At 70.3% G+C, this 23,685-nt stretch carries 23 protein-coding genes and 2 tRNA genes; 7 read left to right on the top strand and 18 right to left on the bottom strand.

The genetic code is table 11. The features are described 5' to 3' along the window. Positions 1-71: 71 nt before the first annotated feature. Entirely contained in the window at positions 72-521 is a 450-nt protein-coding gene (locus tag M6I34_RS02295) for a hypothetical protein (protein WP_272484103.1), read from the bottom strand. A gap of 99 nt (positions 522-620) precedes the next feature. Here M6I34_RS02295 and M6I34_RS02300 point away from each other — a divergent pair, with 99 nt between their 5' ends. Genes M6I34_RS02300 through M6I34_RS02310 form a run of 3 tightly spaced genes read left to right on the top strand, consistent with a single transcriptional unit; the run spans position 621 to position 2,078 of the window. Then, entirely contained in the window at positions 621-1,094 is a 474-nt protein-coding gene (locus M6I34_RS02300) for a hypothetical protein (RefSeq protein ID WP_272484104.1), read from the top strand. Between the two features lie 37 nt (positions 1,095-1,131). Further along, on the top strand, positions 1,132-1,497 hold the full coding sequence (locus M6I34_RS02305) for a DUF1330 domain-containing protein (protein WP_272484105.1): 366 nt from the start codon (positions 1,132-1,134) through the stop codon (positions 1,495-1,497). Then, entirely contained in the window at positions 1,494-2,078 is a 585-nt protein-coding gene (locus M6I34_RS02310) for a GNAT family N-acetyltransferase (RefSeq protein ID WP_272484106.1), read from the top strand. Before M6I34_RS02305 ends, M6I34_RS02310 begins: the two co-directional genes overlap by 4 nt. Before the next feature lie 107 nt (positions 2,079-2,185). Here M6I34_RS02310 and M6I34_RS02315 read toward each other — a convergent pair. From M6I34_RS02315 to M6I34_RS02365, 11 genes are all read right to left on the bottom strand, one after another. Further along, positions 2,186-2,262: transfer RNA gene (locus M6I34_RS02315), tRNA-Pro, on the bottom strand. A 15-nt stretch (positions 2,263-2,277) separates the two neighbouring features. Then, complete coding sequence (locus tag M6I34_RS02320) at positions 2,278-2,739, bottom strand: MerR family transcriptional regulator (RefSeq protein ID WP_272484107.1); 462 nt, start codon at positions 2,737-2,739, stop codon at positions 2,278-2,280. Next, a complete protein-coding gene (locus M6I34_RS02325) occupies positions 2,736-3,155 on the bottom strand; it encodes an integration host factor subunit alpha (protein WP_272484108.1) in 420 nt (139 codons plus the stop codon). The genes M6I34_RS02320 and M6I34_RS02325 overlap by 4 nt, the downstream gene beginning before the upstream one ends. A 79-nt stretch (positions 3,156-3,234) precedes the next feature. Beyond that, positions 3,235-5,643, bottom strand: a complete 2,409-nt coding sequence (gene pheT, locus M6I34_RS02330) for a phenylalanine--tRNA ligase subunit beta (protein WP_272484109.1) — start codon at positions 5,641-5,643, stop codon at positions 3,235-3,237. 12 nt (positions 5,644-5,655) lie between these two features. After that, complete coding sequence (gene pheS, locus M6I34_RS02335) at positions 5,656-6,684, bottom strand: phenylalanine--tRNA ligase subunit alpha (protein WP_272484110.1); 1,029 nt, start codon at positions 6,682-6,684, stop codon at positions 5,656-5,658. Between the two features lie 148 nt (positions 6,685-6,832). Further along, positions 6,833-7,195 (bottom strand): 50S ribosomal protein L20, encoded by a 363-nt coding sequence (gene rplT / locus M6I34_RS02340; protein WP_272484111.1) that lies wholly within the window; start codon positions 7,193-7,195, stop codon positions 6,833-6,835. Positions 7,196-7,205: 10 nt separating this feature from the next. Then, entirely contained in the window at positions 7,206-7,403 is a 198-nt protein-coding gene (rpmI, locus tag M6I34_RS02345) for a 50S ribosomal protein L35 (protein WP_272484112.1), read from the bottom strand. A 127-nt stretch (positions 7,404-7,530) separates the two neighbouring features. After that, on the bottom strand, positions 7,531-8,052 hold the full coding sequence (gene infC, locus M6I34_RS02350) for a translation initiation factor IF-3 (RefSeq protein WP_272486580.1): 522 nt from the start codon (positions 8,050-8,052) through the stop codon (positions 7,531-7,533). 48 nt (positions 8,053-8,100) lie between these two features. Then, positions 8,101-10,020: a threonine--tRNA ligase gene (thrS, locus tag M6I34_RS02355; RefSeq protein WP_272484113.1), complete on the bottom strand. Its 1,920-nt coding sequence runs from the start codon at positions 10,018-10,020 to the stop codon at positions 8,101-8,103. A 115-nt stretch (positions 10,021-10,135) separates the two neighbouring features. Further along, positions 10,136-10,212, bottom strand: a tRNA-Val gene (locus tag M6I34_RS02360). A 61-nt stretch (positions 10,213-10,273) separates the two neighbouring features. After that, positions 10,274-11,926 (bottom strand): ABC transporter permease, encoded by a 1,653-nt coding sequence (locus M6I34_RS02365; RefSeq protein ID WP_336254361.1) that lies wholly within the window; start codon positions 11,924-11,926, stop codon positions 10,274-10,276. A 37-nt stretch (positions 11,927-11,963) separates the two neighbouring features. Between M6I34_RS02365 and M6I34_RS02370 the strand changes: the two genes are divergently transcribed. Further along, a complete protein-coding gene (locus M6I34_RS02370) occupies positions 11,964-13,112 on the top strand; it encodes an ABC transporter ATP-binding protein (protein ID WP_472926566.1) in 1,149 nt (382 codons plus the stop codon). A gap of 67 nt (positions 13,113-13,179) precedes the next feature. Here M6I34_RS02370 and M6I34_RS02375 read toward each other — a convergent pair whose 3' ends face one another. Further along, entirely contained in the window at positions 13,180-15,462 is a 2,283-nt protein-coding gene (locus M6I34_RS02375) for a DUF1631 family protein (protein ID WP_272484114.1), read from the bottom strand. Positions 15,463-15,505: 43 nt separating this feature from the next. Further along, entirely contained in the window at positions 15,506-16,864 is a 1,359-nt protein-coding gene (locus tag M6I34_RS02380; RefSeq protein WP_272484115.1) for a cyclic 2,3-diphosphoglycerate synthase, read from the bottom strand. A gap of 108 nt (positions 16,865-16,972) precedes the next feature. Between M6I34_RS02380 and M6I34_RS02385 the strand changes: the two genes are divergently transcribed. The 3 genes from M6I34_RS02385 (at position 16,973) to katG (ending at position 20,577) form a co-directional block, all read left to right on the top strand. Continuing rightward, entirely contained in the window at positions 16,973-17,332 is a 360-nt protein-coding gene (locus M6I34_RS02385; protein WP_272484116.1) for a diacylglycerol kinase, read from the top strand. 44 nt (positions 17,333-17,376) lie between these two features. Further along, positions 17,377-18,240, top strand: coding sequence for an alpha/beta hydrolase (locus M6I34_RS02390; RefSeq protein ID WP_272484117.1), 864 nt, complete (start codon positions 17,377-17,379; stop codon positions 18,238-18,240). 165 nt (positions 18,241-18,405) lie between these two features. Then, the gene (gene katG, locus M6I34_RS02395) at positions 18,406-20,577 is read left to right on the top strand and encodes a catalase/peroxidase HPI (protein ID WP_272484118.1); all 2,172 of its coding nucleotides are present in this window, start codon (positions 18,406-18,408) and stop codon (positions 20,575-20,577) included. A gap of 73 nt (positions 20,578-20,650) precedes the next feature. Here the strand turns inward: katG and M6I34_RS02400 are convergent, their stop codons facing one another. Genes M6I34_RS02400 through wrbA form a run of 4 tightly spaced genes read right to left on the bottom strand, consistent with a single transcriptional unit; the run spans position 20,651 to position 23,602 of the window. Further along, a complete protein-coding gene (locus M6I34_RS02400) occupies positions 20,651-21,373 on the bottom strand; it encodes a DUF4386 domain-containing protein (RefSeq protein WP_272484119.1) in 723 nt (240 codons plus the stop codon). Continuing rightward, a complete protein-coding gene (locus M6I34_RS02405; protein WP_272484120.1) occupies positions 21,370-22,275 on the bottom strand; it encodes an EamA family transporter in 906 nt (301 codons plus the stop codon). The genes M6I34_RS02400 and M6I34_RS02405 overlap by 4 nt, the downstream gene beginning before the upstream one ends. Beyond that, a complete protein-coding gene (locus M6I34_RS02410) occupies positions 22,272-22,973 on the bottom strand; it encodes a DsbA family oxidoreductase (RefSeq protein ID WP_272484121.1) in 702 nt (233 codons plus the stop codon). Before M6I34_RS02410 ends, M6I34_RS02405 begins: the two co-directional genes overlap by 4 nt. Continuing rightward, positions 22,970-23,602: an NAD(P)H:quinone oxidoreductase gene (gene wrbA / locus M6I34_RS02415; RefSeq protein ID WP_272484122.1), complete on the bottom strand. Its 633-nt coding sequence runs from the start codon at positions 23,600-23,602 to the stop codon at positions 22,970-22,972. The genes M6I34_RS02410 and wrbA overlap by 4 nt, the downstream gene beginning before the upstream one ends. Between the last annotated feature and the right edge of the window lie 83 nt (positions 23,603-23,685).

The following is a 23,685-nucleotide window of genomic DNA, read 5'->3' on the forward strand; positions in this document are numbered from 1 at the left end:
AATTATACGGGGCCAGCCGGCATCGAGACCGACGGCACGCCCGCCCGAACCGCGAGCCCGGCGCAGCCTGGTCAGCGCGCGGCGGCCCACTGCCCGGCAGCCGAGCGCGTGCTCCAGCTGCCCTGCATCTCCCTGCCTTGCTTCACGACCCGGCCCTCGAACTCGGCCTTGCCGAGGCGCCCGGTCGCGAAGCCGAAGCGGACGATCTGGCCGCGCACCGAGCCGTTCACCTCGCCCTTCAGCTGCGGGCAGCGGCGCGGGTCGCGCGAGGCCTTCGTGGCGGCCGCCGAGCCCTCGCCGGTCAGCACGGCGGCCTTCTCGTCCAGGCGGACCTCGCCGACCCAGTCGCAGCCGGTGGCGGGCTGGACGATGCGCACGGCCCAGAGGCCGGTCAGCCGCGGGGGCGGTGGCGAGGGCGAGCCTGCCGCCTGTGCCGTCGGCAACGCGGCGAGCGCGAGCCAGAACCCGGCAGGCAGCCTTGCCCAGGCCGGGAGGCGATGTCGAGCGTGCGCGATTCCCATTCGGGAACGATATATCGACAAAGCGCCGAGCGGCGAACATACTGAACCGGACAACGCAGGTCGGACGATCACAGCCTCGGGGAGGCTTCGATGCTCGGCATGAGCGGAAGGCGCTGCGCCCTGGCGCTGCTGGCGATGTCCCTGCTCGCAGGATGCGGCGGCGGGGGCGGCGAGAGAGAGGTTTCCGATCCCGGCTACGTGCTCGGCATCGACGGAGCCGAGATCCAGAGCAGCACCGACCCTCAGTACGCCAACTGGCTCGACGATGCGTCCCGGTGGTACCTGTCGGGCAGCGGTTTCCTGCCGCCGGGCACGACCTGCGGCGTTTCGCAGTGTCGGGACCAGTTCGGGTTCATGTCGAGCGCGTACCTCGGCGCGTACGAGATGACCTGGCGCAACGAGACCACCGGAGCGTCGGGTCGCATCGACAACCTGAGCTGGTTCTGCTGGTGCAGCAATCCGCCGCAGTGGTCCATGTTCGTGCCCGTGGTCCCGGGCAACAACCTGATCGTCGTGACCCAGCGCGCCGGCACCAAGGTGCAGACCGACACGGTCACGGTGATCGTGCAGTGAAGCGCGGCGGAACAGCCGAACACAAGGGAGCAGCGAGATGGCGGCCTACCTGATCTTCGACGTCGAGATTCACGACGCGGCCGAGTACGGCAAGTTCATGGCCGCGGTGAAGCCGGCGATCGAGGCGGCCGGCGGCCGGTATCTGGTGCGCGGCGGCGAGCACAAGGTGCTCGAGGGCGATTGGCGCCCCTCGCGACTCGTGCTCTTCGAGTTTCCCTCGATGCAGGCAGCCGAGGACTTCTACAACGGGCCGGCATACCAGGGCATGAGGCCGATCCGCCTGTCCAGCAGCACTGCCAGGGCACTCGTGCTGGTCGAGGGGGCACAGGCGGCGGCGACGCCGCTTCCATCCTCGGCCCCCGGCGCCTCGCACAGGCTCGACGAAACGGGGCATCCGCCATGAGAATCGCCGAAGTGACCTGCGCGGACGAGTCGCAGCGCGGCGCCGCGATCAGCGTCATCGCACTGGCGTTCGTGAACGATCCCCTGACCCGCTGGGCCGTGCCGAGCGCGGCCAGTTACCTGGCGGCGATGCCTGCGTTCATCGACGCCTTCGGCGGCAACGGCCTCGCCCACGGGGCAACCTACCTGGCAGACGACGGCATGGGCGCGGCGATGTGGCTGCCCCCGGGCATCCAGCCCGACGAAGAGCGAATGGGCAGCCTGATGCAGGAACATGTCGCGGGACAGACGCTCGAGGACTTGCTGGCGGTTTTCGAGCAGATGGGGCGATATCACCCGGAAGTCCCGCATTGGTATCTGCCGCTCATCGGAGTCGACCCCGCCTGCCAGGGGCGCGGTCTCGGGTCGGCCCTCATGCGTCATGCGCTGGAGCGATGCGACGCCGACGGAGTGCAGGCATACCTGGAGTCGTCCAATCCACGCAATGTGCCGCTCTACGAACGACATGGATTCGAGGCACTGGGCGTCATCCAGGTGGGCGGATCGCCGCAGGTCATCCCGATGTCGAGGCGTCCGCGCTGACGGTCGTCGGTCCGGTTCGCTTCGCGCTCTTCCGGGTCGTGGCGGGAAAGCGCACGCGGCCGGAAAAGGCGAAGGGCCAGCCCCTTGCGGAAGCTGGCCCTTCGATTTGGTCGGGGCGGCGGGATTCGAACTCGCGACCCCTTGCACCCCATGCAAGTGCGCTACCAGGCTGCGCTACGCCCCGAAGCTTCAAAGTATATCAGGTTCGCGGGGCCTCCCCGGCCTCGCCCGAGAGCAGCACGATCGCTCGTTCCAGATCGCCACGCAGCGCGGCCAGGTCGAGCTCGAGCGGGGCGGGAACGTCGCCGATCGGCAGCTCGGCTTGCGCTGCGTCGCTCGCCTCGACTCCCTCCGCTGCGTTGACCCCATTGCCCGCGCGCGCCCGCGCCTGCATCTCGCCCAGCCGGTTGCGCGCGCCGCTGATCGTGAAGCCCTGCTCGTAGAGCAGCTCGCGGATGCGGCGCACCAGCAGCACCTCGTGATGCTGGTAGTAGCGGCGGTTGCCGCGGCGCTTCATCGGCTTGAGCTGGGTGAACTCCTGCTCCCAGTAGCGCAGCACGTGCGGCTTGACACCGCAGAGCTCGCTGACCTCGCCGATCGTGAAGTAGCGCTTGGCGGGAATCGGCGGCAGCACCGCCTTCGTATCGGGCCGGGTGCTCAATCCTCGACGCCCTCGATCTGCGCCTTCAGCTTCTGGCTCGCGTGAAAGGTGACCACGCGCCGCGCGGAGATCGGGATCTCCTCGCCGGTCTTGGGATTCCGGCCCGGGCGCTGCGGCTTGTCCCGCAGCTGGAAGTTGCCGAAGCCCGAGAGCTTCACGCATTCGCCGCGCTCGAGCGCGCCGCGGATCTCGTCGAAGAAGGTCTCGACCATGTCCTTGGCTTCGCGCTTGTTCAGGCCGACCCGCTCGAACAGCATCTCGGCAAGCTCCGCCTTGGTCAGCGTGAACTGCTCGGCGGACGGGCCGCCGGCGTCGGCGATCGCTGCAACGCCGGCTTCGGCGGCGGTGCCCGCCACGGCGCCGCTGCTCGCGGGCTCCAGCCTTTGCCCCTCGAGGGGCTGGCCAATCGGGATCATCGGGTTCGCCAATTCTTCGTTCGACACGGGATCTCTGGGTCCTGCCTGCATCGGCCTGTCGGGTCGGTCCGCGACGGCGTCAGCCGCGCAGTCGCGCCCCGATCCTGTCGGCCAGCCAGCCGACGATTCCCTGCACCGCCTCGGTCGCGTCGGCGTCGCTCAGCGTCCGGGCAGTATCTTGCATCCACAACCTGAAGGCAAGACTTTTTTCCTTATTTTCCAATCCCTTACCGCGATATTCGTCGAAAATCCTGACGTTTTTCACGACCGCGGCGGCAGGCACCGAGGCGATCGCCGCGCCGATCTCGTCGAGCACCCGGGCAGCCGGAAGATCGGTCGAGACCACCACCGCCAGGTCGCGGATCACCGGCGGAAACTTCGAAACTTCGCGGTAGCTCGGCACCTTCGCGGCGAGCAGCGGATCCAGTTCGACCTCGGCGAGGACCGGCGGCTGCGGCAACTCCAGCGCCTGCTGCAGGGCCGGGTGCATCTCGCCGATCCAGCCGATAGGCTCGCCGTCGAGCAGCACGCGGGCGCTGCGGCCCGGATGCAGCGCCGGGTGCGCGGCGGCCTGCACGGTGAGCGCGGCGCCGGCCAGCGCTTCGAGGTCGCCCTTGACGTCGAAGAAGTCGATCGCGCGCGGCGAGGCCGACCAGTGCTCGTCGATCGCGGGCCCCCACGCGAGCAGGCCCAGCCGCCGGGGCTGCGCGATGCCGTGCACCTGGGCGGGCCCGGCAGCGACACGCGGATCGGCGAAGAACACGCGGCCCACCTCGAACAGCCGCACCCGGCTCGCCTTGCGGTTCAGGTTCGCGCGCAGCGTCTCGACCAGGCCGCCCCACAACGTGGTGCGCATCCGGTCCATCTGCGCGGCGATCGGATTCAGGAGCTTGATGGCCGACAGGCCCTCGGCCGCCAGGCCGAGCTTGTGGTCGAGCTGGCTGTCCACGAAGCTGTAGTTGATGACTTCCTGGTAGTCGCGCGCGGCCACCGCGCGCTTCAGGCGCGACACGGTGCGCCGTGCCTCCGGCCAGGCCATCAGCGCGGCCGGCGCGCGCGGCGGGCGCTGGGGCAGCCGGTCGTAGCCCCAGACGCGGGCGACTTCCTCGATCAGGTCTTCCTCGATCTGCAGGTCGAAGCGCCAGGACGGCGGCGTGACCACGATCCGGTCGCCCTGCAGCTTCGCGTGCAGGCCCAGGCGCTCGAAGGCGTCGGTCAGCGTGGAGTCGGCCAGGTCGACGCCGATGATCTTGCGGGCCCGCGCGGTGCGCATCGACACCGGCTCGCGCGCCGGCAGCCCGGTGACCTGGTCGTCGACCGGGCCGGCCTCGCCGCCGCAGATCTCGACGATCAGCCGGGTCAGGTACTCGATGTGTTCGACGGTGGTGGCAGGGTCGACGCCGCGCTCGAAGCGCGCGCCGGCGTCGGTCGCGAAGTTGTAGCGGCGCGAGCGGCCGGCCACCGCGGCCGGCCACCAGAACGCCGCCTCGACGTAGATGTTGCGGGTGTCGTCGGACACCGCGGTGGCGTCGCCGCCCATGATGCCGGCCAGGCTCTCGACTTCCTTCGCGTCGGCGATCACGCCGACGTCCTCGTCGAGCTCGACGGTCTGGCCGTTCAGCAGCTTCAGCGTCTCGCCCTTGCGCGCCCAGCGCACGTCGAGCCCGCCGTGGATCCGGTCGAGGTCGAACACGTGCGAGGGCCGGCCGAGCTCGAGCATCACGTAGTTCGAGATGTCGACCAGCGCCGAGATGCTGCGCTGCCCTGCCCGCTCGAGCCGCAGCCGCATCCAGTCTGGCGTGGGCGCCTTCGCGTTCACGCCGCGGATCACGCGGCCCGAGAAGCGGCCGCACAGGTCGGGCGCGGAGATCTTCACCGGCAGCTTGTCGGCGATCGCCGGCGCCACCGCGTCGTGCGCCGGCATCTTCAGCTCGGCGCCGGACAGCGCGGCGAGCTCGCGCGCCACCCCGAACACGCTCATGCAGTGCGCGAGGTTAGGCGTGAGCTTCAGCGTGAAGACCGTGTCGTCGAGCTTCAGGTAGTCGCGGATGCCGGCGCCGACCGGGGCGTCGGGCGCGAGCGCCAGCAGGCCGGAGTGGTCCTCGGACAGGCCCAGCTCGCGCGCCGAGCAGAGCATGCCCGCGCTCTCGACGCCGCGCATCTTCACCGGCTTGATCGCGAAGCCGCCGGGCAGCACCGCGCCGGGCACCGCACAGGGCACGCGCATGCCGGCGGCCACGTTCGGCGCGCCGCAGACGATCGTGCGCAGCGCGCCCTCGCCGGCGTCGACCTCGCAGACCGACAGCTTGTCGGCGTTCGGGTGGCGCTCGACCTTGCGGACTTCGGCGACCACCACGCCGCTGAACGGCGGCGCGGCGGGGGAGGCTTCCTCGACCTCGAGGCCGGCCATCGTGAGCCGGTCGGCGATCTGCTCGGAGGTCCAGTCGGGGGAAACGAAGCTGCGCAGCCAGCTCTCGGGAACTCGCATCTGGGGACTCTCTCAGCGGTTGAACTGCTGCAGGAAGCGCAGGTCGTTTTCGTAGAACAGGCGCAGGTCGCCGACGCCGTAGCGCAGCATCGCCAGGCGCTCGATGCCCGAGCCGAAGGCGAAGCCGATGTAGCGCTCGGGGTCGAGGCCGAAGTTGCGCACCACGTTCGGGTGCACCTGGCCCGAGCCGCTGACCTCGAGCCAGCGCCCGGCCAGCGGGCCGTCGGCGAAGCGCATGTCGATCTCGGCCGAGGGCTCGGTGAACGGGAAGTACGAGGGGCGGAAGCGCACGTCGAGGTCGTCGCGCTCGAAGAAGCGCCGCAGGAAGTCGGTGTAGACGCTCTTCAGGTCGGCGAAGGAGACGTCCTCGTCGATCCACAGCCCCTCGAACTGGTGGAACATCGGCGAGTGGGTGGCGTCGGAGTCGACCCGGTAGGTCTTGCCCGGCGCGATGACCCGGATCGGCGGCTTGTGGGCGCGCGCGTAGCGCACCTGCACCGGGCTGGTGTGGGTGCGCAGCAGCAGGCCGTGGCCGTTCGCGTCCTGCGCGTCGACGTAAAAGGTGTCGTGCATCGAGCGCGCCGGGTGGTTCTCGGGCGTGTTCAGCGCGGTGAAGTTGAAGAAGTCTTCCTCGATCTCGGGGCCGTCGGCCACGTCGAAACCGATCGACTGGAAGATCGCCTCGATCCGCTCGATCGTCAGGCTCACCGGATGCAGGCCGCCGGCGCCGGTGCCCCGGCCGGGCAGCGTGACGTCGATCGCCTCCTGGGCCAGGCGGGCGTCGAGTTCGGCCCGGGCGATCGCCGCCTCGCGGGCGCTCACCGCCGCCTCGATCGCCTGCTTGGCGAGGTTCAGCTCGCGGCCGGCCGCGGCGCGCTCGGCGCCGGTCAGCGCGCCGAGCTTCTTCATCTCGGCCGTCAGCGCGCCGTCGCGGCCGATCGCGCGTGCCTTGGCGTTGGCCAGCTCGGCCGGGTTCGCGGCGGCCTCGATGTCGGCCGCCAGGCGGGCGACCAGTTCGGCGAGGCGTGAGGATTCGGACATCGGTCGGGTTCCTGCTGAGGTCGATGTGGGCAGAAGGCGCGAGAAACGCGAACGGGGCCGCGAAGGCCCCGTTCGGTTGCCGGACCGGAGCGCGATGTTACGCGAGCCGGGCGGCAGTCCGGGCGGCGGCGGGCCGCCCGGGCGACGCTCAGGCCGTGCCGAGCGAGGACTTCACCTGCGCGACGATCGCGGCGAACGCCGGCTTGTCGTTGACCGCCAGCTCGGCCAGGACCTTGCGGTCGAGACCGATCGCGGCCTTGTTCAGGCCCGCGATGAAGCGGCTGTAGGTGATGCCGTGCTCGCGCGCCGCGGCGTTGATCCGGGCGATCCAGAGCGAGCGGAACACCCGCTTCTTGGTGCGACGGTCGCGATAGGCGTACTGGCCGGCACGCATGACCGCCTGGACGGCCACGCGATAGACGTTGCCGCGGCGGCCGCGGTAACCCTTGGCGCGGGCGAGGACCTTCTTGTGGCGGGCGCGAGCGGTGACTCCGCGTTTTACTCGGGGCATGGCGCTCTCCTTATGCGTACGGCAGCATGGCTTTCACGCTGACGACGTCGGAGGCGTGCACCTCGGTCATCCCGCGAAGCTGGCGCTTGTTCTTGGTGGTCCGCTTGGTGAGGATGTGGCGCTTGTACGCCTGTCCACGCTTCACCGAGCCGGAACCGCGGACGCGAAAGCGCTTGGCGGCGCTTTTCTTCGTCTTCATCTTCGGCATGTTGGCCTCGACTTCTCTCTTCTAATGCCTTGTCGGGTGTCCGGCGCCCCTGCGCCAGAACTTTCGATCGACCCGCTCGGCTTTTTCGGCGCCCCGAAGGGCGCCCTTCATGCCCCGCGCAAGGGGTTCACTTCTTCTTGCGCGGCGCGATGACCATGATCATCTGCCTGCCCTCGAGCTTGGGCATCTGCTCGACGGTGGCGATGTCTTCGACATCCTGACGGACCCGCTCAAGCAGGCGCACCCCGAATTCCTGGTGGGCCATTTCGCGACCCCGGAAACGCAGCGTGATCTTCGCCTTGTCGCCGTCTTCGAGAAAGCGCTTCAGGTTGCGCATCTTGACCTGGTAATCGCCTTCGTCGGTGCCGGGCCGGAACTTGACTTCCTTGACCTGGATGATCTTCTGCTTGGCCTTGGCCTCCGCCTGCCGCTTCTGCTCCTGGTACTTGAACTTTCCGTAGTCCATCAGGCGGCAGACCGGCGGGGCGGCCTGGGGGGCGATCTCGACCAGGTCGAGATCGGCCTCTTCGGCCATGCGCAGGGCTTCCCTCAGGTGGACGATCCCGATCGGTTCGTTGTCGGGGCCGACCAGACGGATCTCCTGCGCGAAGATTTCACCGTTGATGCGATGCGAGCGTTCCGTAGCGATGCTGCGTTCTCCTTGTTCGGTTCGTCGGAAAAGAAGGAGCCGTGCGACTTACTGCGGATTCGATCGCTTGCTGGAGACGTCGTCGGACAGACGCTCGATGAAGCTTTCGACGCCGATGGCGCCGAGATCGATTCCGCCGCGCGCGCGCACGGCCACCTTGCCAGCTTGCCGCTCCTTGTCGCCGACGACGAGCAGGTACGGCACCTTTTGAAGGCTGTTTTCGCGGATTTTATAGTTGATCTTCTCGTTCCGCAAATCGGTTTCTACTCTAAATCCTTGTTTTCTCAACGTTTCTGCAACAGATCGGGCGTAATCGGCCTGCGCGTCGGTGATGTTCATCACGACCGCCTGCACCGGCGCCAGCCACATCGGCATCGCGCCGGCGTGGTTCTCGATCAGGATGCCGATGAAACGCTCGAGCGAACCCACGATCGCCCGGTGCAGCATCACCGGGTGGCGGCGCGAGTTGTCCTCGGCCACGTACTCGGCGCCCAGCCGCTCGGCGGTGTTGAAGTCGACCTGCATCGTGCCGCACTGCCACTGCCGGCCCAGCGCGTCCTTCAGCGTGTACTCGATCTTCGGGCCGTAGAAGGCGCCGTCGCCCTCGGCGATCGTGAACTCGCAACCCGAGCGGCGCAGCGACTCCATGACCGCCGCCTCGGCCTTGTCCCAGAGTTCGTCGGAGCCGACCCGCTTGTCGGGCCGCGTGGCGACCTTGTACAGGATGTCGGTGAAGCCGAAGTCGCGGTAGACCTCCTGCAGCTTCGCGGTGAACGCGACGCACTCGTCGAGGATCTGCTCCTCGGTGCAGAAGGCGTGGCCGTCGTCCTGCGTGAAGCCGCGCACCCGCAGGATGCCGTGCAGCGCGCCCGAGGGCTCGTTGCGGTGGCACTGGCCGAACTCGCCGTAGCGCAGCGGCAGCTCGCGGTAGGAGCGCAGGTCCGACTTGAAGATCTGCACGTGGCCCGGGCAGTTCATCGGCTTGAGCGCGTAGTGCCTGTTCTCCGACTCGGTCGTGAACATGTTCTCGCGGTAGTTCTGCCAGTGCCCGGTGCGTTCCCACAGGCTGCGGTCGAGGATCTGCGGGCCCTTGACCTCCTGGTAGCCGCTGTCGCGGTACACCCGCCGCATGTACTGCTCGACCTGCTGCCAGAGCGCCCAGCCCTTCGGGTGCCAGAACACCAGGCCCGGCGCCTCGTCCTGCATGTGGAACAGGTCGAGTTCGCGGCCGAGCCTGCGGTGGTCGCGCTTCTCGGCCTCTTCCAGCATGTGCAGGTAGGCGTCCTGCTCGTCCTTTTTCGCCCAGGCCGTGCCGTAGATGCGCTGGAGCATCTCGTTCTTCGAGTCGCCGCGCCAGTAGGCGCCCGCGACCTTCATCAGCTTGAAGACCTTCAGGCGGCCGGTGGACGGCACGTGCGGCCCGCGGCACAGGTCGATGAAGTCGCCCTCGCGATACAGCGAGATCTTCTCGTTCGACGGGATCGACCCGATGATCTCGGCCTTGTACTTCTCGCCGATCGACTCGAAGAATTTCACCGCCTCGTCGCGGTCCCATTCCTCGCGGACCACGGTCTCGTCCTGCTTCGCGAGCTCGGCCATCTTCGCCTCGATCGCGGCGAGGTCCTCGGGCGTGAACGGGCGCTTGTACGAGAAGTCGTAGTAGAAGCCGTTGTCGATCACCGGGCCGATCGTGACCTGGGCCTCCGGAAACAGCGACTTGACCGCGTAGGCGAGCAGGTGCGCGGTGGAGTGCCGGATGATCTCGAGGCCGTCGGGGTCGCGCTCGGTGACGATGGCCAGCGAGGCGTCGCGGTCGATCGTGAAGGAGGTGTCGACGAGCTGGCCGTCGACCCGGCCGGCCAGCGCAGCCTTGGCCAGGCCGGCGCCGATCGAGGCCGCGACCTGGGCGACCGTGACCGGGCCGTCGAAGCTGCGTTTCGAGCCGTCGGGCAGCGTAATCTGGATCATGGGCGTCGGGACCTGCACAGCGGAGCCTGTTCCACAGCGGGGCCAGCTCAGATCCGGGCGGCGAAAACAAAAAGGGGCGGTGTGACCGCCCCCCTGCCACCAGCCCGGGGAAGGCTGGTAGGCGCGATTGGACTCGAACCAACGACCCCCACCATGTCAAGGTGGTGCTCTAACCAGCTGAGCTACGCGCCTGAAAAACGAGAGTATACACAAATTTTCGGGGGCCCTTTCGGGGGCCGCCGACCGGCTCGGGTCAGTGTTTCGTTTCGCTCGACGCGACCCGCGACAGGAAGATGACCGGCGCCAGCCCGACCGCCACGATCAGCAGCGACGGCAGCGCGGCCGCGGCCAGGCGCTCGTCCGAGGCGAACTGGTAGGCGACGACCGCCAGCGTGTCGAAGTCGAAGGGCCGGAGCACCAGCGTGGCCGGCAGCTCCTTCAGGCAGTCGATGAAGACCAGCAGCGCGGCCGAGGCCAGGCCGCGGCGCATCAGCGGCCAGTGCACCTCGCGCAGCACCTCGACCGGCCGGCGGCCCAGGCTGCGGGCGCTCTGGTCCATCGACGGGCTGATCCGCTTGAGCGACGCGTCGATGCCCTGCCAGCCCACCGAGAAGAAGCGCACCGAGTACGCGTAGACGACCGCGAGCACGCTGCCGCCGGCCAGCACGGCCGGCATGCCGAGGCCGGCCAGGATCCGGTCGACCTGGCCGGACAGGATCAGCAGGCCGACGCCCAGCACGACGCCCGGCACCGCGTAGCCGCTGTTGGCCAGCGTGATGCCGGCGTGCAGCGCGCGTCCGCCGCCCAGCCGCGCCGCGTAGGCGGCGAACAGCGCGAGCGGCAGCACGGTCGCCGCGCCGGCGGCGGCCAGCAAGGCGGTGTTCAGGATCCAGTCGCCGAGCCGCGGGTCGATGCCCGCGCCGTCGGCCAGCCAGCCCCGCAGCAGCAACAGCGCCGGGAGCAGGAAGCCGAGCAGCGGCGGCAAGGCGCACCATAGCGTGGCCCGCCAGGCGCGCCATCCCTGCAGGGGAACCCTCGGGGCAGGCCGCGCGGCTCGAGCGTGAAAACGCATCCGGCTGCGCGAGCGGCGCTCGATCCACATCAGCGCGCCGACGAAGGCGAGCAGCATCAGCGCCAGTCGCGCCGCGCCGACCCGGTCGCCCATGCCCTGCCAGGCGCGATAGATGCCGGCGGTGAAGCTGTCGACCGCGAAGTAGCTGACCGTGCCGAAGTCGGCCAGCGTTTCCATCAGGGCGAGCGCGGTGCCGGCTGCCACCGCGGGCCGCGCCACCGGCCAGGTGACCCGCCACCAGACGGCGGTGCGGTTCATTCCCAGCGAACGGGCCGCCTCGGAGAGCGAGGGGCTGCGATCGGCGAAGGCGGCGCGCGCGAGCAGGTAGACGTACGGATAGAGCGCCAGGCCGAGGAACAGCCCTGCCCCGTTCGGCGAGTGGATCTCGGGAAACCAGTACTCGCCGACCTCGAGGCCGGTCAGCGCGCGTATCCAGGCCTGCAGCGGACCCCAGGTGGCCAGGAAGTCGGTGTAGGCGTAGGCCATCACGAAGGCCGGCGTGGACAGCGGCAGCACCAGCAGCCAGGCCAGAAGGCCGCGGCCGGGGAACTCGTAGGCGGCGACCAGCCAGCCCGTAGACACCCCGAGCAGCAGGACGATCGCCACGACGACGATCGCCAGGTGCGCGGTCGCCACCGTGTAGCGAGGCAGGACAGTGCCGAGCAGATGCCCGAGAGCCCCGGCGTCGGCAGCGCCCGGCGCGAAGGCCAGCCAGGCCAGCGCCACGATCGGCGCGGCCACCGCCAGCGCGAGCAGCATCGCGCCCAGGCTCAGCGGATCGGCCTTGCGTTCGCGCAAGACCCTGGGGGCGACGGCGTCGGCGGAAATGGACACGGTTCGATACAATGGCAGGAGTGAGAATTATAGTTATTTGCAGGTGAATCCCGATACAGCCAGCGTCAAGGGTGCGTCCTTGCAGGTCGAGGGCCTGACCGTCTCCTTCGGCAGCGGCAGCCAGCGGGTCACCGCGCTCGACGGCCTGGGCTTCTCGCTGCAACCCGGCGAGATCGGCTCGCTGCTCGGCGCGTCGGGATGCGGCAAGACGACCGCCCTGCGAGCGATCGCCGGCTTCGTCCGCCCGGCGCGCGGACGCATCGCGATCGGCGGACGCGAGGTCGTCTCGGCCGAGGCCTGGGTGGCGCCCGAGAAGCGCGGCGTCGGCGTCGTCTTCCAGGACTACGCGCTGTTCCCGCACCTGGACGTCGCGGGCAACGTCGCCTTCGGGTTGCGCGAACTGCCGGGCGCCGAGCGCGCCGAGCGCGTCGCGCGGATGCTCGAGCTGGTCGGCCTGCCCTCGATCGGCAAGCGCTTTCCGCACGAGCTGTCCGGCGGCCAGCAGCAGCGCGTCGCGCTCGCCCGCGCGCTGGCGCCCTCGCCTTCGGTGCTGCTGCTCGACGAACCGTTCTCGAACCTCGACCCCGACCTGCGCGAGCGCCTGGCGCTCGACCTGCGGGCGATCCTGAAGCGGCACGGCACCACGGCGCTGCTGGTCACCCACGACCAGTACGAGGCATTCGCGCTGGCCGACAGCATCGGGGTCATGGATGCCGGCCGCATCGCCCAGTGGGACAGCCCCTACCGGCTGTACCACGAACCGGAGACCCGGCAGGTGGCCGATTTCGTCGGACTGGGCGCCTTCCTGCCCGGCCGTGTCGAGCACCGCGACGGCCGCTCCTTCGTGCAGATCGAGCTGGGCACGCTGCCGATCCAGACCCGGGCCGACCAGGCGATGGCGGGCGCCACCGCCAACGCGCACGGCGAGGTGACCGTGCTGCTGCGCCCCGACGACGTGATCCACGACGACGCCAGCCCGCTGCAGGCCGAGGTCGTCAACAAGGCCTTCCGCGGCGCGGTGTTCCTGTACACGCTGCGGCTGCCGAGCGGCGCGACGCTGCTCGCGCTGGTGCCCAGCCACCACAATCACGCGATCGGCGAACGGATCGGGATCCGCTTCGGCGCCGATCACGTGGTGACCTTCCCTGCGTCCGAGGGCCCCGCGCCGGCGCTGGCCGGGCCCTGAGCGGATCCCGCGCGTAGCCCGATCCGACCCCGAGCGGAGCCTGATCGGATCCTCGAGCGTTCCGGGGCTACAGGCTGGAGGCGATCAGGAAGGCCCGCCCGCGGGCGAAGCGATCCCGCAGCTCCTCCATCCGGATCGAGATCGCGCGCCGGTCGTCGCGACGGACCAGCAGCGCCACGGTGCGGCGCTGGTTGATCCACGCCACCTTCGCGAAGCTCGGCTTGTCGTCGCGGCCGGTCAGCTCGACCCAGTCGCCTCGGCCCAGCTGCTCGAAGGCCTCGGCCGCCTCGAGCGGCAGCCGTCGCGGCTGCGGCGGAAGATCGTCCAGGTCCAGCGTGCCGAGGATCTCCAGCAGGCGGCGGTCCGGCGCCTCGCCGGGCGGGGCGGGTTCGGGCGGACGGGGCGCAACGGCCTGCGCGAGCGCGCGGCGGTGGCCGCGCTGCATCCGTCGCAGGTGGATCAGGAACAGCTCGTCGAAGAAGGCGCGGAACTCGTCGTCCTTCGCACCGATCTCGCTGACCCCCTGGCCGATCAGACGGATCAGCGGCGGGATGCGCTCGGCCAGCTCGCGCCGGCTGCCGCCGTCGCGAACATCGAGGCTCCAGACCAGGTCGTCGACGACCTGCATCGCGACGCGGAAGTCGGTGCTGTCCTCGCCGCTGCGCAGCGCGGCGGTCCGGGCGTGCCTGAGCCAGACCTTGTGCAGGAAGTCGCGGACCGACTCGGGGACCTCGCTGTCCGCCAGCTTCTGCTCGATCAGCTCGCGGATCCGTTCGGTGACCAGGCGCTCGCGGTCGGGGCCAGGACGGCGCGAGTAGTCGCGCCGGTTCCTGCGGTCGGGGGCTGCCTCCAGTGCCTGCCGCTCGCGCGCCACGCGCTCGATCAGCTGGCCCACGTGCTGGGCGGCCCGCGCGTACTCGCGCTCGACCTGGCGCGCGATCACCGAGGAGCGGGTCTGCAGCGCGCCGGTCACCACCTCGACCGCGCGAACGATGGTCTCCAGCCGGCGGTGCAGCTCGCTGCCGCGAGTCAGGTCGTCGGCGAAGGCGACCGAGATCGCGCCGACGTGCTCGACCAGCCGGCGCAACGAGCGCGGCTCGTCGCCGAGATAGCCCGGGTCCAGCAGCGACAGCGCGAGCGCCGGCTGCTGCAGGCGCCAGACCAGCGGCTTGGCCGGCTCGGGCATTCGTCGATCGTCGACGACGTAGTCGAACAGCGCGGCCACCACGTCGACGACCGCCAGTTGCGCGGGCGAGGCGCCGGCTCGCGACAGGCCGCCGCGCGCGCGCCCGAAGAACTCGCCTCGGGCCTCGCGGCTGTACGGCGCCAGGCCGGCTGCGTGCGCCAGCGCGACCGCATCGCGTTCGAGATCGACGACAGGTTGCAGCACCGAAAGGGCCGCGCCGGAAGGCGGAGCCCGGAGCGCGGGCAGCGGCGACGTGCCCAGTGCCGCCGCGTCGCGGTCGAGCGCGGCGACCCGGTCGGCGACGCCGACGGCCGGCTCCCCGGAACTCTCGGCCGCCGATTCCTCGGGCTTCCGCGGCGGTTGCGGCGCGGCCAAGGCCTGCCTGTCTTCGGCGCGCGCCCCGAGCGCGGGCGGCGGCGCGGCCGGGGGCAAGGACGTGGGCGGCGTCTCTCGCTCGGGAGATGTCTCGGGCTCCGGCCCCCAGTCGTCCTGCTCGAGCCCGGCAGCCTCTGCCGGCGGGCGCTCGGCCGCGCCGGATACCCCCTCGGCCTCGAGCATCGCGTCGGCCGAGGCGATCGCCGCGGCGACCGGGGGCGCCACGTGTCGCGCGAGCGCCTGCCTGAGCGCGAGCCGGGTGCCGGCAGTCTCGGCGACGCCGGCCACGGCGGACACCAGCGCCGATGCGATCGTTCGGGCGCCCAGCGGATTTGCGTCGTCCTCGGCCCACTGGCCGGCCGAGATCCGGCGCACCCGGTTCACATAGTCGTCGTACTGGGCGCCGGTTTCCTCGCGGATCGCCGCGGCCAGGGCGCCGGCCAGGATCTGCGCCTCGAGCGCGTCCTGGCCCAGCAGCGCGAGCGGCGCGCCCTCGGCCTTGCCGGCCTTGGCTGCCTCCAGGCAGCGCAGGACCCGGCGGGACAACTCGTCCGGGATTCGCGCCGCGCGGCCGAGCGGATCGCGGCCCAGCTGCACCGCGGCGGCCAGCATCGCCTGGCGCTCGCGCCCGTCGGCCAGCGCATCCGCGCCGTGCTCCAGGTCGTGAGCGATCGCGATCAGCGCCTCGCCGAGCGCGCGCGACGCCGCCGCGCCCAGCATCTCGCGGACGCGGGCGAACAGCAGCGGGCGCGACGGCTCCGCGGTGCGGAAGGTGTCGGGATCGTTCACGGTGCGGGCGATGCTACCCGAAGCCCCTTCCCCGACCCGTGAACTAATCGACGCCCTCGAGCCTGTCGCGCAGGAAGCCTGTCACGAGGTTCGCGAGCGAGCCGTTGCCTGGCGGCTCGCGGTAGTCGTAGCGGGCCCTGATGACCGGCATCGGCAGGTCCAGCAGCGCGCCGAGGTCGACCGGGGTGCCGGAGACGACCGCGTCGGCACGCGTCGCGACGATGCTCGCCCTCAGGTCGGCGGCCTCGCTCGCCGAGTAGCCCATCGCCGGAAGCACCTGGCCGATGTGCGGGTATCGGCGAAAGGCCTCGGCAAGCGAGCCGACCGCCGACGGTCGCGGATCGACGATCTCGAGCGCCCCGCCCTGCCGGGCGGCGAGCCAGCCGGCGCCGTTCGGCATTCCGCCGTGAGTGATCGTGGGGCCGTCCTCGACCACGACGACCCGCATGCCGGCCAGGGAGCCGGCCGGATCGAGCCGCACCGCCGACTCGCCGCGAACCAGCGCCGCGCGGGGGGCCAGCTCGCGCGCCGAGGCCTCGACCCGGGCGATCGCGTCGGGCGCGGCCGAGTTCGACTTGGCGACTACCACCACGTCGGCCATCCGCAGCACCGCCTCGCCGGGGTGCCAGTCGCGCTCGTGCCCGGCGCGCAGCGGGTCGACCAGCACGATGTGCAGGTCGGGCCGAACGAAGGGAAAGTCGTTGTTGCCGCCGTCCCACAGCACCAGGTCGGCCTGCGCTTGCGCCTCGGCGAGGATCCGCGCGTAGTCGACGCCGGCGAAGACGGTGCCGCCCACCGCGATGTGCGGCTCGTATTCCTCGCGTTCCTCGATCGTGCAATCGGCCGCGTCGAGATCGGCGCGCGAGGCGAAGCGCTGCACCGCCTGGCGCGCCAGCTCGCCGTAGGGCATCGGGTGGCGCATCACCGCCACCCGCAAGCCGAGCTGCCTGAGCAGGCCCGACAGCCAGCGCGAGACCTGCGACTTGCCTGCGCCGGTTCGCACCGCCGACACCGCGATCACCGGCAGGCGAGACTCGAGCATCGTGCGCCGCGGCCCGAGCATCGTGAAGTCGGCGCCGGCCGCGAGCGCGATCGACGCCCGGTGCATGACCTCGACGTGGGCGATGTCCGAGTACGCGAACACCACCTCGTCGATCCGCTCCGCTGCGACCAGGCCGGCCAGCTCCGCCTCGTCGACGATCGGGATGCCCTGCGGATAGCGCGGACCGGCGAGCGAGGCCGGGTAGCGCCGACCGGCGATGCCGGGGATCTGCGCGGCCGTGAACGCGATCACCCGCACTGCGGGATCGTCGCGATACACGACGTTGAAGTTGTGGAAGTCGCGCCCGGCCGCGCCCATGATGACGATGCGGCGATGCGGCGAGGCGGTTGCGTGGTTCATCTGCGGCGGGCTCCGTGATCGGCGCGGCGTTCGGTCGCGAGTGCTAGTACTGTAGCGGCACGCGCGACCGTCGCGTTCGACGAATCCAGGGGAACCGGGAGCAAGGACTTGGAAAGGGACAAGGGTCAGGGCTTCGCCAGGCGGGCCGGCTTCGCGCTGAACGGCATCAGGCTCGCGGTCGGCCGCGAGCGCAGCATGCGGACTCACCTGCTTGCCGCGGCGGCCGTTCTGGCGGCACTGGCCGTCACGCGGCCCCCTGCCCTGTGGTGGGCGATCCTCGCGCTGGCGGTCGGCCTGGTGCTGGTGGCCGAGCTGGCGAACAGCGCGCTCGAGACGCTGATCGATCGCGTGCACCCCGAGCGGCATCCCGAGATCGGCGCGGCGAAGGACATCGCGGCGGGCGCGGTGCTGGTCGCGAGCGGGATCGCGCTCGTCGTGGGCGTCGCCTTCCTCTTCGCCGTCCTCTGAGCGGGCTCGGCGGGCCCGCCGGGCCGGTATGATTCAGCCCGCCCATGAGCGCCAGATCCCCCCTGATCGTCTTCTCGCACGCCAACAGCTTTCCGGCCGGAACCTACGGACTGCTGTTCCGCTCGCTGCGGGCGCGCGGCATCGCGGTCAAGGCGATCGAGAAGTTCGGTCACGACCCTCGCTATCCGGTCACCAGCAACTGGCCGCACCTGGTCCGGCAGCTCGCCGACTTCGCGGCACCCGAGATCGAGGCCCACGCGGGCCCCGCCTTCCTGGTCGGGCACTCGCTGGGCGGCTTCCTGAGCCTGATGTGCGCGGCGCGCAATCCGCTGCTCGGCGGCCGTGGCGCGCGCGGCGTTCTGCTTCTCGACTCGCCCTTGCTGGGGGGCTGGCGAGCGCGCACCCTGGGCCTGGTCAAGCTCACGCAACTGGTGGGTTCGGTGTCGCCGGGGCGGGTGAGCCGCAGGCGCCGGTACCAGTGGCCGAGCGCCGACGCCGCGCTCGAGCACTTCATGCACAAGCGCGCGTTCGCGGACTGGCATCCGCAGGTGCTGCGCGACTACGTCGAGCACGCGATGCACGACGAGGTCGCGCCCGACGGCACGGTTCGCCGTGTGCTCGACTTCGATCGCGACATCGAGACCCGCATCTACAACACCCTGCCGCACAACCTCGACAGGCTGTTGCGCAGGCATCCGCTGCAGTGCCCGGTCGGCTTCATCGGCGGCACCCGGTCGCTGGAGATGCGGCAGATCGGGTTCGCGATGACGCGCAAGGTGGTCGGCAACGATCGTCCCGAACGCCTTCGCATGATCGAGGGCAGCCACCTGTTCCCGATGGAGAGGCCGCTCGAGACCGCTGCCGCGATCGAGGCGATGCTGGCCGGGCTGCAAGGCCTGGCCCGGTAGCCCGACCGCCTTCGAGTCGCATGCCCCCGCGCTTGCCGCGATCGGCTGGGCACGATACCGGCCATCCCTATCGCGCCGGTTGATCCAATTCATTGGACGCAGTCCGAGCTGCGCTCCTAGACTGGCCTTGCGTTCTTTCCGAACACTGCAACCAGGGAGGTGACCATGAGCGACTCGATCAAACCCGCGGGCAAGTGCCCGGTGATGCACGGCGGAGCCACGTCGGCTGGCCAGTCGAACATGGCGTGGTGGCCCAAGGCGCTGAACCTCGACATCCTGCACCAGCACGACAGGAAGACCGACCCGATGGGACCCGGCTTCGACTATCGCGAGGAACTGAAGAAGCTCGACGTCGAGGGGCTGAAGAAGGACCTGAAGGCCCTGATTACCGACAGCCAGGACTGGTGGCCGGCCGACTGGGGCCACTACGGCGGCCTGATGATCCGGATGGCCTGGCACTCGGCGGGCAGCTACCGGGTCGCCGACGGTCGCGGTGGCGGCGGCACCGGCAACCAGCGCTTCGCCCCGCTCAATTCGTGGCCCGACAACGCGAACCTCGACAAGGCCCGCCGCCTGCTTTGGCCGATCAAGAAGAGGTACGGCAACAGGATCAGCTGGGCAGACCTGATGATCCTGGCCGGCAACATGGCCTACGAATCGATGGGCCTGAAGACCTTCGGCTTCGCCTTCGGTCGCGAGGACATCTGGCACCCCGAGAAGGACACCTACTGGGGTTCGGAGAAGGAATGGCTGGCGCCTACGGGCAGCGAGGGCAGCCGCTACTCGGGCGAGCGCGAGCTGGAGAACCCGCTCGCGGCCGTGATGATGGGCCTGATCTACGTGAACCCGGAAGGCGTAGACGGCAAGCCCGACCCGCTGAAGACCGCCCGCGACGTGCGCGTGACATTCGCCCGCATGGCGATGAACGACGAGGAAACCGTGGCCCTGACCGCCGGCGGCCACACCGTGGGCAAGGCGCACGGCAACGGCAGCGCCGCCAACCTGGGGCCGGCTCCGGAGGCGGCCGACCTGGAGGAACAGGGCCTCGGGTGGAACAACCACAAGACCCGCGGCATCGGCCGCGACACCGTGACCAGCGGCATCGAGGGCGCCTGGACCACCCACCCCACCCAATGGGACAACGGCTACTTCGACCTGCTGCTCGGCTACGAGTGGGAGCTGAAGAAGTCCCCGGCCGGCGCCTGGCAATGGGAGCCGATCGGCATCGAGGAAGAGGACATGCCGGTCGACGTCGAGGATCCGTCGATCCGCTGCAAGCCGATCATGACCGACGCCGACATGGCGATGAAGATGGACCCGGAGTACCGCAAGATCTCCGAGCGCTTCCACAAGGACCCGGCCTACTTCTCCGAGACCTTCGCCCGTGCCTGGTTCAAGCTGACCCACCGCGACATGGGCCCGAAATCGCGGTACTTCGGCCCGGACGTCCCGCAGGAAGACCTGCTCTGGCAGGACCCGGTTCCCGCGGGCCGCAGCGACTACGACGTCGCCGCGGTGAAGGCGAAGATCTCGGCCGCCGGCCTGTCGATCGGCGACATGGTCGCCACCGCCTGGGACAGCGCCCGCACCTTCCGCGGCTCGGACTTCCGTGGCGGCGCCAACGGCGCGCGCATCCGCCTTGCGCCGCAGAAGGACTGGGAAGGGAACGAGCCGGACCGTTTGGCCAGGGTGCTGGCGGTCTACGAGAAGATCGCCGCCGAGACCGGCGCCAGTGTGGCCGACGTGATCGTGCTGGCCGGCAACCTTGGTGTCGAGCAGGCGGCGAAGGCCGCGGGTTTCGACGCGAGCGTGCCCTTCGCGCCGGGCCGCGGCGATGCCACCCGGGAGATGACCGACGTCGAGTCCTTCGACGTGCTGGAGCCGCTGGCCGACGGCTTCCGCAACTGGCTGAAGAAGGACTACGTGGTCACCCCCGAGGAGCTGCTGCTCGACCGGGCGCAACTGATGCGGCTGACCGCCTGCGAGATGACGGTCCTGGTCGGCGGAATGCGCGTGCTGGGCACCAACCACGGCGGCACGAAGCACGGCGTGTTCACCGACCGAGAAGGCGCGCTGACCAACGACTTCTTCGTGAACCTGACCGACATGGCCTGCACGTGGAAGCCGGCCGGCAGAAACCTGTACGAGATCCGCGACCGCAAGACCGGCAAGCTCAAGTGGACAGCGACGCGTGTCGACCTGGTGTTCGGCTCGAACTCGATCCTTCGGGCCTACGCCGAGGTCTACGCGCAGGACGACGGCAAGGAGAAGCTCGTGAACGACTTCGTCGCGGCCTGGACGAAGGTGATGAACGCCGACCGGTTCGATCTGGCCTGAGAACTGCCAGACCGTCCGGGCAGGAGAACGGCCCCTCGAGGGGCCGTCCCTTCATCCTTCATCGTCACCGGATTCAGCGCGAGGGCAGCACTCGAGCCGGAGGCGCGCCGCGGCGCAGGCTCACCCACAACAGCCACAGGCAGAACGCCGACTCGGCCAGCAACGGGAGGGCATAGGCCGGCCCAAATGTCGCGGACAGCCCCGGCGCGAGCAGGCGCACGCCGCTGCCGGCGAGGTAGACCCCGCCGGCGGCCGTCACCAACAGGCCGAGCGCGCGCGGCGCCCAGCGCGAGCGCAGCAGCAGGACGCCGGTGAGCACGGCGTTGACGCCGAAGAACGCCAGCCCCAGGTCGTAGCCGTGGGCGTGCGCCTGCAGTCGCAAGGTCGCGAGAGCGGCCGCGCCGTCACCGAGCATGACAGCTGCCCGGCCGTCCTCGGCAAGCAGCACGGCGGCTTGCAGGTTCAGGAGGTTGGCGCCGAGCACGGCCGCCTGCATCAGGCGAAAGGCCATGGCTGCGAGCGCCAGCGCCGGGCCGTGAGTCCGCAGCAGTCGAAACAGCAGCACGGCCAGTGCGACGTCAGCGATCAGCATCACGGTGTCGGCTGCGATGCTGGCCCGCACCATGCCCAGCGAGGTCTGCAGGCCCGCGAAAACGCTCGCAGGATCGTCCGGCGCCAGGAGCGGAGCGCGCACGGCCGCCTCGCTCCAGACCCCCGCGACGATGATGACGAGATAGAGGGCGCCGGCCAGTCCGGCGGCTGGGCGGAAACCGGGAGCGGTGGCGGGATCGGTCATCGCAAGAGGGTGACGGGGCGCGCGCCAGGAATTCGCCGGGCGAAGGGAACCTCGGGCCGTGACGCAGCCCATTGTCCCACGCCCACCGAGAGAAGCACCACGAGCACGCCGATGCACTGCATCGCCGTCAGGCGCTGGTCCAGCGCGACCCATCCGATGCCGACCGCGGTCACCGGGCTCAGGAGTGCGAGCAGCGACACGGTCGCTGGCCCCAGCCGCGCAATCCCGCGGAACCACAGGAAGTAGGTCAGCGCTGCGCCGATCAGGCCGAGGTAGACGAGACCGCCGACATGTACGGCGTCGAGGGCGGGCAGTCGCCCCTCGGAGAGCAGCGCCATCGGCAGCAGGACCATTCCGCCTGCCGTCAACTGCCAGGCGGTGAACGTCAATGGCCCGACCCCGGATTGCCACTTGCGGCTCAGCACGGTTCCCGCGGCCATCGCCGCCGCGCTGCCGGCGCCAGCGGCGAGCCCGAGCGGATCGAGTGTCGCCGCCGGGCCCATGACCAGCAGTCCCACGCCCAGCGCGCCTGCGACGGCCGCAGCCACCGATGCCGCGCGCACCGGCGTACCCAGCAGGCCGCGGGCGAACAGCAGGACCAGCAGCGCCTGCGCAGACCCGAGCGTGGCGGCAACTCCGCCCGGCAGGCGTTGGGCCGCGACGAACAGCAGCGTCCAGAAGACGGCGAAGTTGAGCGTGCCCAGAACGAGCACCTGCGGGAGACGCTCTCGCAACGGCAAGCGCCTCACGATCGCCAGCAACAGCAGGCCCGCTGGCAGCGCACGCAGCATGGCCAGCGTCATCGGCCGCCCCTCGGGCAGCCACGCGGTGGCGACGAAATAGGTGCTGCCCCACACGGCAGGCGCCAGCGCGGTCAGCAAGAGGTCGGGCGTCCGCTTCATGGCCTCGTCTCCGACGCAGGCGTGCGTGCCGCACCGGTCGCTGGCGATCGGCCGGCCCATCGCAGCTGCTTCTGCAGTTGTGCGCGAAGGTCGTTCAGCGGGCCGTTGCGCAGCCGGGCGCCCGTTTCGGCGACGATCACCGTTGGCACCGAGCGCACGCCGAGATGCCGTGCCATGGCGCGGTCGGCTTCTACCGCCATGCGCGTGCGTCCATCCATCAGACAGTACCGAAAGGTGGCGCCATCGAAGCCGACGCTGCGCGCCACGTCCACGAGCACCTCGGTGTCGGCGACGTTGCGCGCCTGCGAGAGGTGTGCATCCTGCAAGGCATCGAACAGTCGCCAGTGGCCGTCCTGTCCGCCGAGCCGCTGGGCCGCCTGACAGGCGAGCGCACCCGGCAGGCCGTGCGGGTAGTCGAAGGCTGCGGCGCGCATGCGATCGATGGCGAAGCGTTCCGGAGCGTCGCTGGCCGCTGCGCAGGCCGCCCAGTGTCCGAGGATCGTCTCCTTGGCCGCTGCCGGCGAGCCGAACACCTCGGCCATTCGGGCGGGGCTGTCCTGCAGGACGAAGGTGCGATGCCGGATGTCGAGATCGAAGTCGCGGGCCAGCGCGCGCAGCCGCGGCGACAGGTTGAAGCACCAGCCGCAGACGACGTCGTGGAAAAATTCCAGTGTCAGCGTGGGGGCGCGGCGCATCATGCGGCCTCCGCAAGAACAGCGCCTTGCGACGCCCCTGCGAGTGCGGCGGCGACCCGAGCCACGTGCTGGCCCTGGAACCGGGCGCCGGCCAGGTCTGTGGTGGTCGGTCGCCGCGATCCGTCGGGGCCGGCGATCGTGCCCGCGCCATAGGGTGAGCCGCCGACGATCTCGTCGTGGCGCGTTTGAGCCGCGAAGGTGTAGGGCATGCCGACGATGACCATGCCGAAGTGCAGCAGCGGGACATGCGTCGACAGGACCGTCATCTCGTGCCCGCCATGCTGGCTGCCGGTGGAAGTGAACACCGCGCCGACCTTCCCCGCCAGCGCGTTGCGAGCCCAGAGTCCGCCGGCCTGGTCGATGAATTGCTTGACCGCACCGGCCATGGTGCCGAAGTGCGTCGGCGTTCCCAGGATGATCGCGTCGTACTGCGTCAGCTCGGCGACGGTCATCTCGGGCGTCTCGTCAGGCTGGAAGCCGGCGCGCTCGCGCACCGGCAGCGGCACTGTCTCGGGCACGCGACGCAGGTCGACCTGCACGCCGTCCACGCTGCGCGCGCCTTCGGCCTCGGCCTCGGCGAGCGCGCGCACATGGCCGTAGCTGGAGTAGTAGAGAACGAGAATGCGGGTCATGATGTCCCTTCGTGTCTGGTGAGGTCAGGCCACGAAGGATGAAAGACCGGGCCCCCGCGAAAAAGAGGCGTGCCGCACATTCA

It is taken from the genome of Zeimonas sediminis (assembly GCF_023721795.1).
In the GTDB taxonomy this organism is placed as follows: domain Bacteria; phylum Pseudomonadota; class Gammaproteobacteria; order Burkholderiales; family Burkholderiaceae_E; genus Zeimonas; species Zeimonas sediminis.